The sequence below is a fragment of the Streptomyces lacaronensis genome (genome assembly GCF_047337785.1).
GTDB lineage: Bacteria > Actinomycetota > Actinomycetes > Streptomycetales > Streptomycetaceae > Streptomyces > Streptomyces lycopersici.
The window spans coordinates 2,395,608-2,410,603 of sequence record NZ_JBLHDK010000003.1 but is presented as its reverse complement, the minus strand read 5'-3'; the positions used below and the strand labels follow the sequence as shown (position 1 = coordinate 2,410,603).

Sequence of the window (14,996 nt, the reverse complement as noted above, 5' to 3'; positions counted from 1 at the left end):
GATGACCGACTCCGCTCTGGTGGGGGTATGGCCGCTGTCGCCGCTGCAGGAGGGCCTGCTGTTCCACGCGGTGTACGACGAGGAGGGCATCGACGTCTACGTCGAGCAGATGATCACCGGCCTGGAGGGCAAGCTGGACTCCGCGGTGCTGCGGGCGTCCTGGCAGGCGCTGCTCGACCGCCACGAGAGCCTGCGCGCCGGATTCCAGCGGCGCGCCTCCGGAGCCCCGGTCCAGCTCGTCATGCGCCGGGTGACCCTGCCGTGGCGGGAGGAGGATCTGTCCGGGCTGGACGCGGATACCGCCCGTGCGGAGTCGGAGCGGTTGGGGATCGAGGAGCGGGAGCGGCGTTTCGACCTGGCGGTGCCGCCGTTGCTGAAGGTGTTGCTGGTCAGGGTCGGGCCGGACGAGTACCGGATGATGGTGACGCTGCATCACATCCTCTTGGACGGCTGGTCGCTGCCGGTGCTGATGCGGGAGTTGTGGACGTGTTACGAGGCCGGGGGCAGCGCACACGGTCTGCCGCCCGTCACCCCGTACCGCGAGTATCTGGCCTGGCTCGCCCGCCAGAACAAGGAAGAGGCCATGGCGGCCTGGCGGAAGACGCTGGCCGGGGCGGATGAGCCCACGCTGGTGGCTCCGGCCGAGTACAACGGGGCGCCGGCCCACTCCGCCATGGTGTCCGGCAGGGCGAGCGAGGAGCTGGACCAGGCGCTGCGCGACCTGACGCGCCGCCTCCACGGCCTCACGCTGAACACCGTCGTTCAGGTCGCCTGGGCTCTCGTCGTCGGCAAGCTGACCGGCCGACGGGATGTGGTGTTCGGCGCCAGCGTGGCCGGACGGCCGCTGGACCTGCCGGGCATGGAGAGCATGCTGGGGCTCTTCATCAACACCGTGCCCGTACGCGTCCGCTTCGACCCGGCGCAGTCGGTGGCCCAACTGCTGGCGGAGCTGCGGGCCGAGCAGGCGGCGCTGGTTGACTACCAGTACCTGAGCCTCAGTGACATCCAGCGGCAGGCCGGACCCGGGGCGACGTTCGACACCATCATGGCGTTCGAGAGCTTCCCCTCGGGCACGAACGCCCGGAAGCCGCCCGGCGACAAGCCTTCGGGCGACAAGCCTTCGGGCGATGAGGTCGAACGACGCGGACCGGGCGGCCTGAAGTTCACCGAGCATGGACTCCGGGAGTCGATCAATTACCCGCTCGGCCTGGTGGTCGGCCCGAGCGGCGGCCTGGGCATGCGGCTGAGCTACCGGCCGGACCTGTTCGACGAGGAGACGGCCCAGGGGCTGGTCGACCAGGTGCTCCGGGTGCTTGGGCAGATGGCGGCCGATCCGGAGACGTTGGTCGGTCGGCTGGATGTGTTGGGGGAGGTGGAGCGGGCTCGGGTGGTGGAGGAGTGGAATGCCACGGGGGCTGCGGTGTCCGGCGGTTCGGTTGTGGAGCGGTTTGAGGCGTGGGTTGGGGTGGCGCCGGATGTGGTGGCGGTGCGGTGTGGTGGTGAGGCGTTGTCGTATGGGGAGTTGGACGAGCGGGCGAATCGGTTGGCTCGGTTGTTGTGTGGTGTGGGGGTGGGTCGGGAGTCGCGGGTTGCGTTGTGTTTGGCGCGGTCCGTGGACATGGTGGTGGCGGAGTTGGCGGTGTGGAAGGCCGGTGGTGCGTTCGTTCCGTTGGATCCGGAGTATCCGGCGGACCGGCTGGGGTTTGTGATCGCGGACAGTGGTGCCGAGGTGGTCCTGGGCACGGTCGATTGTCTTGATGGCGTCCCGCTGGGTGATGCTCGCGCGGTCCTTCTCGAGGGCGCCGATGCCTTCTCGGCGGAGCCGCTGGGGACGGTCATTGTGCCGGAGCAGTTGGCGTATGTGATCTATACGTCGGGTTCGACGGGGCGGCCGAAGGGTGTGGCTGTCGCGCATGGTGGCGTGGTGAATCTGGCCGAGGCGATGCGTCCGGTGTTGGGGATGGACGCGGGTGTGGTGGCGTTGCAGTTCGCGTCGTTCAGCTTTGACGCCGCTGTTCTCGATGTGGTGGTGACGCTGGCCGCTGGTGGCACGTTGGCGGTGGCGAGTGCGGAGGAGCGTAAGGATCCGCGGGCGCTGGCGGAGATGATCGGCCGGTGTGGGGCGCGGGTGGCCAGTGTGGTGCCGTCGCTGTTGGGGGTGCTGGATCCGGATGCCGTGCCGGGTGTGGGCAATTGGGTGCTGGGTGCGGAGCGGTTGAGTGCGGAGCTGGCCGGCCGGTGGTCGGCGGGTGCGCGGGTGTGGAACACCTACGGGCCGACCGAGGCCACCGTCATCACCACAGCCACCGCGACCGCACTGAAGACTGGGCTGGAGGCTGCGCCCCCTATCGGTCGGCCACTGCCCAACAACAAGGTGTTCGTGCTGGATCCGTTCCTTCGACCGGTGTCCGTCGGTGTGATCGGCGAGGTCTATGTCGCCGGTGCGGGTCTGGCCCGGGGCTATATCGGTCGTCCGGGGCTATCGGCCGAGCGGTTCGTCGCGTGTCCGTTCGCTGCCCCGGGTGGGCGGATGTATCGCAGCGGCGACCTGGCGAAGTGGACCGAAGAGGGTGATCTGGTCTTCGCGGGGCGCGTCGATGAGCAGGTCAAGGTCCGTGGATTCCGCGTGGAGCCCGGCGAGATCGAGGCAGTGGTGGCCGCCTTTGAGGGTGTGGGTCAGGTTGCGGTGGTGGTCCGGGAGGACGGGCCGGGGGACAAGCAGCTGGTCGCGTACGTGGTCCCCAATGGGGAGCTGGACGTGGCGGGCGTGCGGGAGTTCGCTGCGGGCCGGTTGCCGGAGTACATGGTCCCGACCGTCGTCGTGCTGGATGCGCTTCCGTTGACGGTCAACGGCAAGCTGGACCGCGCGAAGCTCCCGGCGCCCGACGCCACAGCCACCGTGGCGGGCCGGGGTCCGGCCACCCCGAACGAAGAGATCCTCTGTGGGCTCTTCGCCGAGGTGCTCGGCGTGGAGCGGGTCAGCGCTGATGCCTCGTTCTTCGAGCTCGGCGGTGATTCACTCCTGGCGATGCGGCTCATCGCCAGGCTCCGGGCGGTGCTCGACACCCGGATCACCATCCGTGAGCTCTTCACCGCCACCACGGTCGCCCTGCTCTCCCGCCGTATCGAGGAAGAAGGCAACGCGGACGGCCGGGCCCGCCCCGCGCTGCTGCCGTGCCCCCGGACGGACGCCGTACCCCTGTCGTACGCCCAGCGCCGGATGTGGTTCCTCAATCGCCTCGAAGGCGTGGGGGAAGGCGCGGGCTACAACCTGCCGTTGGCGCTCCGGCTTTCCGGCGAGCTCGACAGGGGTGCTCTTGAGGCGGCGCTTGGAGACGTCGCCGACCGGCACGAGAGTTTACGTACCGTCTTTCCCGAGACCGATGGCGAACCGCGTCAGCACGTGCTGACGGGTGGCGCCGGCCGACCGTCCCTCGTGGTCGTGGAAACGGTGGAGCAGGAACTGCCGCAGACCCTGATGGCGCACTCCGCCCGAGGCTTTGACCTGAGCGTGGATCTGCCGTGGCGGGCGCGGTTGTTGAAGACGGGTCCGTCGGAGTTTGTGTTGTTGATCGTGGCGCATCACATCGCGGTTGATGGTTGGTCGATGGGTGTGTTGGGTCGGGAGATCGGGGTGGCGTATGGGGCGCGGCGGGCGGGCCGTGCGCCGGGGTGGGAGCCGTTGCCGGTGCAGTACGCGGATTATGCGCTGTGGCAGCGTGAGGTGTTGGGCGATCTGGAGGATCCGGGGAGTGTGATCAGTGGCCAGCTCGGCTACTGGCGTGAGGCGCTGGACGGTGCGCCGGAGGAGCTCATCCTGCCCGTGGACCGGTCCCGTCCCGTTGTGTCCTCCTTCCGCGGCCGATCCGTGCCGGTCCGGGTGAGCCCGCAGGTCCACGCCCGACTGGTGGCGCTCGCCCAGCGCGGGCGGGCCACGATGTTCATGGTCGTCCAGGCGGCGCTGGCGCTGTTGCTGTCGCGGATGGGTGCGGGGAAGGACATTCCTGTTGGTACGGCGGTGGCGGGGCGTGGGGATGCGGCCTTGGACGGGCTGGTGGGGTTCTTCGTCAACACACTCGTCTTGCGGAGTGATGTGAGTGGCGACCCGAGTTTTGTGGAGTTGCTGTCCAGGGTGCGGGAGGCGGATCTGGACGCGTATGCCCATCAGGATGTGCCGTTCGAGCGGCTGGTGGAGGATCTCAATCCGGCTCGGTCGTTGGGGCGTAATCCGCTGTTTCAGGTGTCGTTGGGGCTTCAGGGGGCGCCTGCGGGTGAGGGGCGGTTGTGGGATCTGCCGGGGTTGCGGGTGCGTCCGTTGGAGTCGGGTGCGGAGGCTTCGGCACGGGTGGATCTGGCCCTGGATCTGGCCGAGCACCGCGATGGCGACGGTAATCCGGGGGGGATTGACGGTGCGTTCCTGTATGCCACCGATCTCTTTGATGAGCAGACGGTAGAGGTGCTCGCGGAGCGGCTGGTGCGGGTGTTGGAGCAGATCGCCTCGGATCCCGCGGCTCGGGTGAGTGAGGTCGCCGTGCTGGGCTCGGGCGAGCGGGCGCGGGTGCTGGAGGAGTGGAACGCCACCGAGCGGGACGTTCCCGTGCGGCCGTTGGCGGAGTTGTTCGACGAGCGGGTCGAGCTGTCGCCGGATGCGGTGGCGGTGGTGGGTGCGGGTGGTGAGGAGTGGTCGTATGCGCAGTTGAGGGAGCGGTCGGAGCGGGTGGCGGGGGTGTTGGGCGCGCGGGGTGTGGGGCGCGGTGATCTGGTCGCTGTGGTGTTGGAGCGGTCGGTGGATGTGGTGGCGGTGTTGCTGGGGATTGCCAAGGCCGGGGCGGGGTTTGTGCCGGTGGATCCGGCGTATCCGGTGGAGCGGATCGGGTGGATGGTCGAGGACTCGGCGCCTGCGCTGGTCCTCTGCTCCGAGAGGACACGGCGGTTGGTTCCGGCCGGGGTTGAGTGCTTGGTGTGGGATCCGTCGGATCCGCTGGCGGAGCCCGCGCCTGCGGTTTCGGTGGATGTCGATGATGTGGCGTATGTGATCTATACGTCGGGCTCGACGGGCCGTCCCAAGGGCGTGGCGGTGACGCATCGCGGTATCGGGAACCTCGTCGGCGCGCAGATCGAGCGGTTCGGGGTGGGTGCTGATGCGCGGGTTTTGCAATTGGCCTCGTTGAGCTTTGACGCTTCGGTGTGGGAGCTGTTCATGGCGTTGCTCTCGGGCGCCGCGCTGGTGATGGCGGATCCGGACAGGCTTCCGCCCCATGGGTCGTTGAGCGAGGTGGCGGCGGAGTTCGGTGTCACGCATGTGACGGTGTCGCCTTCGGTGCTGGCCACGGTGGAGGAGTTGCCCGAGAGCCTGGGCACGGTGGTGGTGGCCAGTGAGGTGTGCCCGCCGGGGTTGGTGGAGCGGTGGGCGTCGGGGCGGCGGATGGTGAATGCGTATGGTCCGACTGAGGTGACCGTGTGTGCGACGGTGAGTGAGCCCTTGGAGGCGTCCGGATCGGGCCCGGTGCCCATCGGGCGGCCCATCACCAACACCCGGGCTTTCGTCCTCGATGAGTGTCTGCACCCGGTCCCCGTTGGGGTGCTGGGTGAGTTGTATGTCGCGGGGCCGGGCCTCGCGCGTGGCTATCTCGGTCGTGCCGGGCTGACGGCGGAGCGCTTCGTGGCGTGTCCGTTCACTGGTGGGCGGATGTATCGCACGGGTGACCTCGTCAAGTGGACCGCGGATGGGCAGCTCGTCTTCGGTGGCCGGGTGGATGATCAGGTGAAGGTGCGTGGTTTCCGGGTCGAGCCCGGTGAGATCGAGACCGTCCTCGCCGCTCACCCGGGCGTTGGTCAGGTGGCGGTGATCGCTCGGGAGGACCGTGCCGGGGACAAGCGGCTGGTTGCTTACGTGGTGTCGGATGACGCGGTGGATGTGTCGCAGTTGCGGACGTTCCTCGCTGGCCGGCTGCCCGATTACATGGTCCCGGCCGTGTTCGTGACGCTGGGCGCGCTGCCCATTACGGTGAACGGCAAGCTGGACCGGTCCGCCCTCCCCGCTCCTGACTTCACCGGCGCGGCGACGGCGGGACGTGGTCCGCAGACGCCCACTGAGGAGCGCCTGTGCATGCTGTTTGCCGAGGTGCTGGGTCTGGAGGAGGTGGGTGCCGAGGCGTCGTTCTTCGAGCTGGGCGGCGACTCGATCCTCGTGATGAAGCTGATCGCCCAGATCCGTGCCGTCCTCGGCGCCGAGGTCAGCATCCGTGCGCTGTTCACCGCTCCGACGGTGGCCGACGTGGCCCGGCTGCTCGACGCTACGGAGGACAGCACCGCCCAGCAGGCACTGACCGCTCGGCCGCGCCCGGAGGTGCTGCCGCTGTCGTACGCCCAGCAGCGGATGTGGTTCCTCAACCGCCTCGAAGGCGTCGGCGACGGTGCGGTGTACAACCTCCCGCTGGCGCTCCGGCTCTCCGGCGAGCTCGACGGGGTCGCTCTGGAGGCGGCGCTCGGGGACGTCGCCGACCGGCACGAGAGTCTGCGTACGGTCTTTCCCGAGACCGATGGTGAACCGCGCCAGCATGTGCTGACGGGCGAGGCGGGGCGGCCGCCGCTGATCGTGGTGGAGACCGCGGAGGAACACCTGCGGGAGGTACTCGGCGGCTATGCCGCCCGAGGCTTTGACTTGAGCGTGGATCTGCCGTGGCGGGCGCGGTTGTTGAAGACGGGTCCGTCGGAGTTTGTGTTGTTGATCGTGGCGCATCACATCGCGGTTGATGGTTGGTCGATGGGCGTGTTGGGTCGGGAGATCGGGGTGGCGTATGGGGCGCGGCGGGCGGGCCGTGCGCCGGGGTGGGAGCCGTTGCCGGTGCAGTACGCGGATTATGCGCTGTGGCAGCGTGAGGTGTTGGGCGATCTGGAGGATCCGGAGAGTGTGATCAGTGGCCAGCTCGGCTACTGGCGGGAGGCGCTGGCCGGTGCGCCGGAGGAGCTCATCCTGCCGACGGATCGGCCCCGGCCGGCGGTGTCGTCCTTCCGCGGTGGCGAAGTGCCGGTCGCCATCACCGCGGAAACCCATGCCCAGCTCACGGGACTCGCCCAACGGGGCGGGGCGACGATGTTCATGGTGATGCACGCCGCCATCTCCGCCCTGCTGTCGCGGATGGGTGCGGGGAAGGACATTCCTGTTGGTACGGCGGTGGCGGGGCGTGGGGATGCGGCCTTGGACGGGCTGGTGGGGTTCTTCGTCAACACACTCGTCTTGCGGAGTGATGTGAGTGGCGACCCGAGTTTTGTGGAGTTGCTGTCCAGGGTGCGGGAGGCGGATCTGGACGCGTATGCCCATCAGGATGTGCCGTTCGAGCGGCTGGTGGAGGATCTCAATCCGGCTCGGTCGTTGGGGCGTAATCCGCTGTTTCAGGTGTCGTTGGGGCTTCAGGGGGCGCCTGGGGGTGAGGGGCGGCTGTGGGATCTGCCGGGGTTGGGTGTGCGTCCGTTGGAGTCGGGTGCGGAGGCTTCGGCACGGGTGGATCTGGCCCTGGATCTGGCCGAGCACCGCGACGACGACGGCAATCCGGGCGGGATCCGCGGCGCGTTCCTCTATGCCACCGACCTCTTTGACGAACGGACGGTGGAGGTGCTGGCCGAGCGGCTGGTGCGGTCACTGGAGCAGGTGGCGGCCGACCCTTCCGTTCGGGTGAGTGAGTTCGAGGTGCTTGGTGGCGCGGAGCGGGCGCGGGTGCTGGGGGGATGGAACGCCACCGAGCGGGACGTTCCCGTGCGGCCGTTGGCGGAGTTGTTCGACGAGCGGGTCGAGCTGTCGCCGGATGCGGTGGCGGTGGTGGGTGCGGGTGGTGAGGAGTGGTCGTATGCGGGGTTGAGGGAGCGGTCGGAGCGGGTGGCGGGGGTGTTGGGGGCGCGGGGTGTGGGGCGCGGTGATCTGGTCGCTGTGGTGTTGGAGCGGTCGGTGGATGTGGTGGCGGTGTTGCTGGGGATTGCCAAGGCCGGGGCGGGGTTTGTGCCGGTGGATCCGGCGTATCCGGTGGAGCGGATCGGGTGGATGGTCGAGGACTCGGCGCCTGCGCTGGTCCTCTGCTCCGAGGGGACACGGGGGTTGGTTCCGGCCGGGGTGGAGTGCCTGATGTGGGATCCGTCGGCAGTTCAATCGGCGGACGCGCCCCCGGCGCCGGTGGTCTCCGTGAGCGTGGACGACGTGGCGTATGTGATTTATACGTCGGGGTCGACGGGCCGTCCCAAGGGCGTGGCGGTGACGCATCGCGGTATCGGGAACCTCGTCGGCGCGCAGATCGAGCGGTTCGCGGTGGGTGCTGATGCGCGGGTTTTGCAGCTGGCCTCGTTGAGCTTTGACGCTTCGGTGTGGGAGCTGTTCATGGCGTTGCTCTCGGGCGCCGCGCTGGTGATGGCGGACCCGGACAGGCTTCCGCCCCATGGGTCGTTGAGCGAGGTGGCGGCGGAGTTCGGTGTCACGCATGTGACGGTGTCGCCGTCGGTGCTGGCCACGGTGGAGGAGTTGCCCGGGAGCCTGGGCACGGTGGTGGTGGCCAGTGAGGTGTGCCCGCCGGGGTTGGTGGAGCGGTGGGCGTCGGGGCGGCGGATGGTCAATGCGTATGGTCCGACCGAGGTGACCGTGTGTGCGACGGTGAGTGAGCCCTTGGAGGCGTCCGGATCGGGCCCGGTGCCCATCGGGCGGCCCATCACCAACACCCGGGCTTTCGTCCTCGATGAGCGTCTTCACCCGGTCCCCGTTGGGGCGCTGGGTGAGTTGTATGTCGCGGGGCCGGGCCTCGCGCGTGGCTATCTCGGTCGTGCCGGGCTGACGGCGGAGCGCTTCGTGGCGTGTCCGTTCACTGGTGGGCGGATGTATCGCACGGGTGACCTCGTCAAGTGGACCGCGGATGGGCAGCTCGTCTTCGGTGGCCGGGTGGATGATCAGGTGAAGGTGCGTGGTTTCCGGGTCGAGCCCGGTGAGGTCGAGACCGTCCTCGCCGCCCACCCGGGCGTTGGTCAGGTGGCGGTGATCGCTCGGGAGGACCGTGCCGGGGACAAGCGGCTGGTTGCTTACGTCGTGTCGGATGACGCGGTGGATGTGTCGCAGTTGCGGACGTTCCTCGCTGGCCGGCTGCCCGATTACATGGTCCCGGCCGTGTTCGTGACGCTGGGCGCGCTGCCCATTACGGTGAACGGCAAGCTGGACCGGTCCGCCCTCCCCGCTCCTGACTTCACCGGCGCGGCGACGGCGGGACGTGGTCCGCAGACGCCCACTGAGGAGCGCCTGTGCATGCTGTTTGCCGAGGTGCTGGGTCTGGAGGAGGTGGGTGCCGAGGCGTCGTTCTTCGAGCTGGGCGGCGACTCGATCCTCGTGATGAAGCTGATCGCCCAGATCCGTGCCGTCCTCGGCGCCGAGGTCAGCATCCGCGCGCTGTTCACCGCTCCGACCGTGGCCGACGTGGCCCGGCTGCTCGACGCTACGGAGGACGGCACCGCCCGCACCGACTCAGACGGCACCGGCCTGTTGCTGCCGCTCCGGACCGAAGGCGGCCGACCGCCTGTGTTCTGTGTCCACCCGAGCACCGGACTGGGGCGCTGCTACGCGGAACTCACGGACCACTTGCCGCCGGACCGCCCGGTCTACGCGTTGCAGGCTCGCGGGTTCGGCACGGATGAGTCACTGCCGCGGACGGTCGAGGAGATGGCCGCGGACTACGTGGCGAGGATTCGGACCGTGCAGCCGGCCGGGCCCTATCACCTCCTCGGCTGGTCGTTCGGTGGCACCGTGGCCCATGCGATGGCGGCGCTGCTCCAGCAGCGGGGCGAAACGGTGGACCTCCTGGCCAGCCTCGATGGCTACCCCGGCGTAGACGAGGCGGAACCGACCGGCGCGCCCGACGCGCCCCACGAGCCCGACGCGCCCGCCGACGAGCCCGACGCGCCCGCCGACGAGCCCGGCGAAGGGCCCCGCGGCGGGCGGCGCAAGCGGGTGCGGATGCTCTCCGAGATCCAGAGGGTCAACGCCAACAACAACCGGCTGCTCCAGCACCACACGCCCGGCGTCTTCCGCGGAGATCTGCTGCTCTTCGTCGCCACGGAGGGTCGGCCCGCGTCGGCTCCCGCGCCGCTTGCTCCGGACAGCTGGGCGCCGTACGTCGACGGGCATGTCGAACCGGTCCGGATCGCCTCCGATCACGACGGGATGCTCACCGGAGAGCCCCTTGAAACGATCGGTCGGCTCATTTCCGCGCAGCTGCTGACGAAGAATTAGGAGAGGGTGGAAAGAGTATGGACGAGAAGGAGAACGCGGCCGCGGGCGAGCCGCCCGAGGGCACGCGTCGACAGGGCAGATTAGGCATTCTGCTCGTTTCGCTGGGGGCCGCTCTGGCGATCGCTATGGTGGCGGGCGGATTGGGTTTCGCGCTCGGCTCCGACGATTCCCCGAAGTCCTCCGGCAGCGCCGCGGCGGGGGACAAGAGGGCCAAAGGCATGGCCTTCGTCGAATGCCTTCGGGACAACGGCGTGCCGGACTTTCCCGATCCCGCCGCGGACGGCTCGATTCTGCTCGACCCGAGCAGCGGTATCGATGTCAAGGGCGATGCGTACAAGAAGGCGGAGAAAGCCTGTGAGCGGCTGATGCCCGAAGGGCGCCGGGCTTCCCCGCCGCCCGGTGGGATGCCCGATCTGACGAAGTACGTGGACTGCATGCGGAAGAACGGCGTGCCCGACTTCCCCGACCCGAAGGGCGGCGGCTTCGCCCCCGAGGAGGCCGGGATCGACGTCAAGTCACCCGAGTTCCGGGACGCCCACAAGGCTTGTCAGCAGCACCTGCCCGCAGGGGCGCCGGGCCCGGCGTAACCCCGTGCGCGTCCCGCCCGGCCCCGCCCTGCCCCGCCCTGCCCCGCGCAGGCCCACGTCGGCCCTCTGCGCGTAATCCCGCGCGGTGCCCTGCCGGGTGCCGCCTCTGCCCCGGGCCGCCGGACCACCCGTTCGGCGGCCCGGGGCTTCCGCATGCCCGGCAGACCAGGGCTTCCGCATGCCCGGCGCGCCGGGACCTGCGCATCTCAGCCGTAACCCCCACTGAAACCTCGGCGAAACCGCCCCCTCGCTAAAACAGGAGGTACAGGAAATCCCGAAGGAATGGGGACAGTGGCATGGTGATTATCACGGAGCGGCCGTCGGATGGCAGTGCCGCACCCAAGAAGAGGCTGCGGCGCACCACCGCACTGGCGGCGCTGCTGACCGGGGTCGCCCTGCTCGCCACTGCCTGTGGCGACAGCGACGAACCCGATAAGAGCGTGGCCAGCGTGGGCTCCGGGAAGGACTCGCAGTCGAAGAAGCCGGAGGCCGGTACACAAGGCGACGGGCTGAAATTCGCGGAGTGCATGCGGAAGAACGGCCTGCCCGATTTCAAGGACCCGAAGCCCGGTGAGGGCATGGGCGCCGGAATCGACCCGCAGTCGTCGGAGTTCCAGAAGGCCGAGAAAGCCTGCAAGCAGTACATGCCGGCCCCGCCCCCGCAGGAAGGTGGCGGCGGTCCGGGCGATGTGTGGCCGACCGAGGACAAGCTCAAGTACGCCAAGTGCATGCGCAAGAACGGCGTGCCCAGCTTCCCCGACCCGGACGAGAGCGGTGGCTTCAAGCTGGAAGTCGACCCGACCACTCCGCAGTTCAAGAAGGCGGAGGACGGCTGCAAGCAGTACCAGCCCGAGTCCCTGCGCAACATGGAGCCCAACAAGCCCGGTGGGGGCTCGGAGTGAGTGCGACCCAGACCCCGACCGAGGACGAGGAAGCGAGCCCCCCGGAGCGGCAGAGCGCGCCACCACCGGCGCGGCGCAAGCGGCGCGGGCTGACCGCGATCGTCGTCGTGGCGATCGTGGTCGCGGCGGGCGCGGGCGTCGTCGTGGCCGATCCGTTCAAGAAGTCCGAGAAGGACTCGTCGGCCAGGACCAGCGCCCCCACCGGGCTGGCGAAGGTCACCAAGGGGTCGTTGTCGGCCCGCACCCTGGAGAACGGGACGCTCGGCTACGCGGGCTCGTACGACGTCGTCAACAACGCCAAGGGCACCATCACCAGGCTGCCCGCCGTGGGCGATGTGATCAGCCAGGGCGAGGTGCTCTACCGTGTGAGCGGCAAGCCGGTGGTGATGCTCCAGGGCGCCGCCGAGCCGGTGTACCGCGATCTGGCCTACGGCGCCGAGGGCGCCGATGTGCGGCAGCTCAACGCCGCGCTCGTCAGCCTCAAGTACGCCACCAAGGCGCAGATCGACCCCGACTCGGACTACTTCAGCATGCAGACCTTCTACGCCCTCAAGGAGCTCCAGGACGACGTCGGTCTGAAGGAGACGGGTGAACTGTCGCTCGGGCAGGCCGTGTTCCTGCCCGCCGAGGAGGTCCGGGTCATCAAGTCCGGGGCCGTACGCGGCGGCCCGGCCGGGCAGGGGCAGAACGTGCTGCAGGTCTCCTCGACCACGCGGCAGGTCACCGTCGAGCTCAACGCCAGCCAGCAGACCGGAGTGGCGGTCGGCGACAAGGTGACCATCACCCTCCCCAACGGCAAGTCGACCGATGGCGAGGTGTCGTCGGTGGGGAAGGTGGCGAAGCAGGTCGACGACAAGACCACCATCGAGGTGCAGATCAAGCCGAAGGACCCGAAGGCCACGGGCGGGCTCGACCAGGCGCCCGTCCAGGTGGCCATCGTCTCCGACACCGTGAAGGACGTGCTGTCGGTGCCGGTGAACGCGCTGCTGGCGCTCGCCGGGGGCGGCTACGCCGTCGAGGTCGTCGACGCGGGCGGCAAGCACAAGCTGATCCCGGTGCGCACCGGGATCTTCGACGACAGCGAGGGCAAGGTGGAGGTCAGCGGCGCCGGACTCGAGGTCGGCCAGAAGATCGCGGTGCCCGCGTCATGACCGGCGTGGAGACCGAGACGCGGCCGGTCGACGTGCGGACCACCGGCGAGGCGGTACTGCAACTGGAGGACGTGACCAAGGTCTATCCGGGCGCCTCCCCGGTCGTGGCGCTGGACGGGGCCGGATTCACCGTCCACCGGGGTGATTTGGTGGCCATCGTGGGCCCCTCCGGCTCCGGCAAGTCGACCCTGTTGCAGGTCATGGGCACCCTGGACCGGCCGACCTCCGGAACGGTACGGGTCGTGGGGGAGGACGTGGCCGCGATGTCCGACCGGGCGCTGGCCGGGCTGCGCGCCACCCGGATCGGCTTTGTCTTCCAGCAGTTCTTCCTGGCCGAACACGCCACGGCACTGGAGAACGTGGCCGACGGGATGCTGTACTCGGGCGTCCGGCGCCCGGCCCGGCTGTCGGCGGCCGCCGTGGCCCTGGACCGGGTCGGCCTCAGCCACCGGATCCACCACCGGCCGTCGCAGCTGTCGGGTGGCGAGCGGCAGCGGGTGGCGATCGCCCGCGCCCTGGCCGGTGATCCGGCGATCGTGCTGGCCGACGAGCCCACCGGCAACCTCGACAGCGTCGCGGGTGCCGCGATCTTCAAGCTGTTCAAGGAGCTCAACGCCGAGGGCACCACCATCGTCATGATCACCCACGATCGGGAGCTGGCCGCCCGGCTGCCGCGCCGGATCGAGGTGCTCGACGGCCACATCGTCGCCGATGTCATGTCGGCGGAGGACCCGCTGGACATCGAGAGGCGGTTGCCATGACCTCCACGGCCCCCGCCCCCGGCCGGCTCCACCCCGCCGACCTGGGCCGGACCGCCAGCGTGGGCCTGCGCACCCGCCGGATGCGGGCCGCCCTGTCGGCGCTGGGCATCGCCATCGGCGTCGCCGCGATGGTGGCGGTGCTCGGGCTGTCGTCCTCCTCACAGGCCGGGCTGCTCGCCGAGATCGACAAGCTGGGCACCAATCTGCTGAAGGTCACTCCGGGCCAGTCGCTGGGTGGCGGGGATGCCAAGCTCCCCGTCGAGGCGCCGGGCATGATCTCCCGGATCGGCCCGGTCGAGGCGGTGCAGAGCACCGGCAAGACCGACGCCGAGGCGTACCGCAGTCCGCACATCCCGAGCCTCAACACCAACTCCCTCTCGGTGAACGCCGCCAGCCTGCGCCTCCCGGCCGCGGTGCGCACCTCGATGGCCCAGGGCAGATACCTCAACGCCGCCACCGCGCGGCAGCCGGTGGCCGTCCTCGGCTGGGACGCCGCCAGCCGGCTGGGCGTCTCCCGGATCCACCCCGGCATGCGCATCTGGGTCGGCGGCCAGTGGTTCTACGTGTCCGGGGTGCTCAAGCCCGCGAAGCTGACCCCGGAGATCGACTCTGCGGTGCTGGTGGGCTACGAGGCCGCGAAGAAGTACCTGGACTTCGACGGCCACCCCTCCACGGTGTACGTACGGTCGGACACCGACCAGGTCAAGGAGGTCCGCAACGTCCTGGCCGCCACGGCCAACCCGCAGAACCCCAGCGAGGTCAGTGTCACCCAGCCGTCGGCCGCGCTCGAGGCCCGGGCCGCCGCGCGGTCGGCGCTGGACGGGCTGTTCCTCGGGCTGGGGGCGGTGGCCCTGCTCGTCGGGGGCATCGGAGTCGCCAACACCATGGTGATCTCCGTGCTCGAACGCCGCTCGGAGATCGGCCTGCGGCGGGCGCTCGGCGCCACCCGTGGCACCATCCGGTTGCAGTTCCTCTCCGAGGCGATCCTGCTCGCCATGCTCGGTGGCGCGGTCGGGGTGGTGCTGGGCACGCTGGCGACGTTCGTCTACGCGGGCGTCAAGGGCTGGGAGACCGTCGTCCCGGTGCTCGCCTGGGCGGGCGGACTCGGCGCGGCCGTGGCCATCGGCGCGATCGCCGGGCTGCTGCCCGCGCTGCGGGCGGCCCGGATGCCACCGACGGAGGCGCTGCGCACGGTCTGAACCGAGCCGCCCGGCACCGTGGATCCCCCGTCCCGGTGCCGGGCTTCGGGCTGCCCGATACGGGCGGGACATGTACGCGCACGGCCAGCGTGATGGCACGCGGTCGGCGCCGGCCCTGCGTCCAGACGTCCAAGTGCA

At 69.7% G+C, this 14,996-nt stretch carries 6 protein-coding genes; all 6 read left to right on the top strand.

The features are described 5' to 3' along the window. The first annotated feature begins 1 nt into the window (after nt 1). The 6 genes from ACMTAK_RS10565 to ACMTAK_RS10540 all read left to right on the top strand — a co-directional run bounded on the left by ACMTAK_RS10565 (nt 2) and on the right by ACMTAK_RS10540 (nt 14,858). Nucleotides 2-10,258 (top strand): non-ribosomal peptide synthetase, encoded by a 10,257-nt coding sequence (locus tag ACMTAK_RS10565; RefSeq protein ID WP_413805972.1) that lies wholly within the window; start codon nt 2-4, stop codon nt 10,256-10,258. A gap of 17 nt (nt 10,259-10,275) precedes the next feature. Further along, nucleotides 10,276-10,845, top strand: a complete 570-nt coding sequence (locus ACMTAK_RS10560; RefSeq protein WP_413805971.1) for a hypothetical protein — start codon at nt 10,276-10,278, stop codon at nt 10,843-10,845. Nucleotides 10,846-11,141: 296 nt separating this feature from the next. Beyond that, nucleotides 11,142-11,747, top strand: coding sequence for a hypothetical protein (locus tag ACMTAK_RS10555; protein WP_413805970.1), 606 nt, complete (start codon nt 11,142-11,144; stop codon nt 11,745-11,747). Then, nucleotides 11,744-12,898 carry a peptidoglycan-binding protein gene (locus ACMTAK_RS10550; protein ID WP_413805969.1) on the top strand — a complete coding sequence of 385 codons (1,155 nt, stop codon included), beginning with the start codon at nt 11,744-11,746 and terminating at the stop codon, nt 12,896-12,898. The genes ACMTAK_RS10555 and ACMTAK_RS10550 overlap by 4 nt, the downstream gene beginning before the upstream one ends. Then, the gene (locus tag ACMTAK_RS10545; protein WP_413805968.1) at nt 12,895-13,659 is read left to right on the top strand and encodes an ABC transporter ATP-binding protein; all 765 of its coding nucleotides are present in this window, start codon (nt 12,895-12,897) and stop codon (nt 13,657-13,659) included. The genes ACMTAK_RS10550 and ACMTAK_RS10545 overlap by 4 nt, the downstream gene beginning before the upstream one ends. Then, on the top strand, nt 13,656-14,858 hold the full coding sequence (locus tag ACMTAK_RS10540; protein WP_413805967.1) for an ABC transporter permease: 1,203 nt from the start codon (nt 13,656-13,658) through the stop codon (nt 14,856-14,858). The genes ACMTAK_RS10545 and ACMTAK_RS10540 overlap by 4 nt, the downstream gene beginning before the upstream one ends. Nucleotides 14,859-14,996 lie beyond the last annotated feature (138 nt).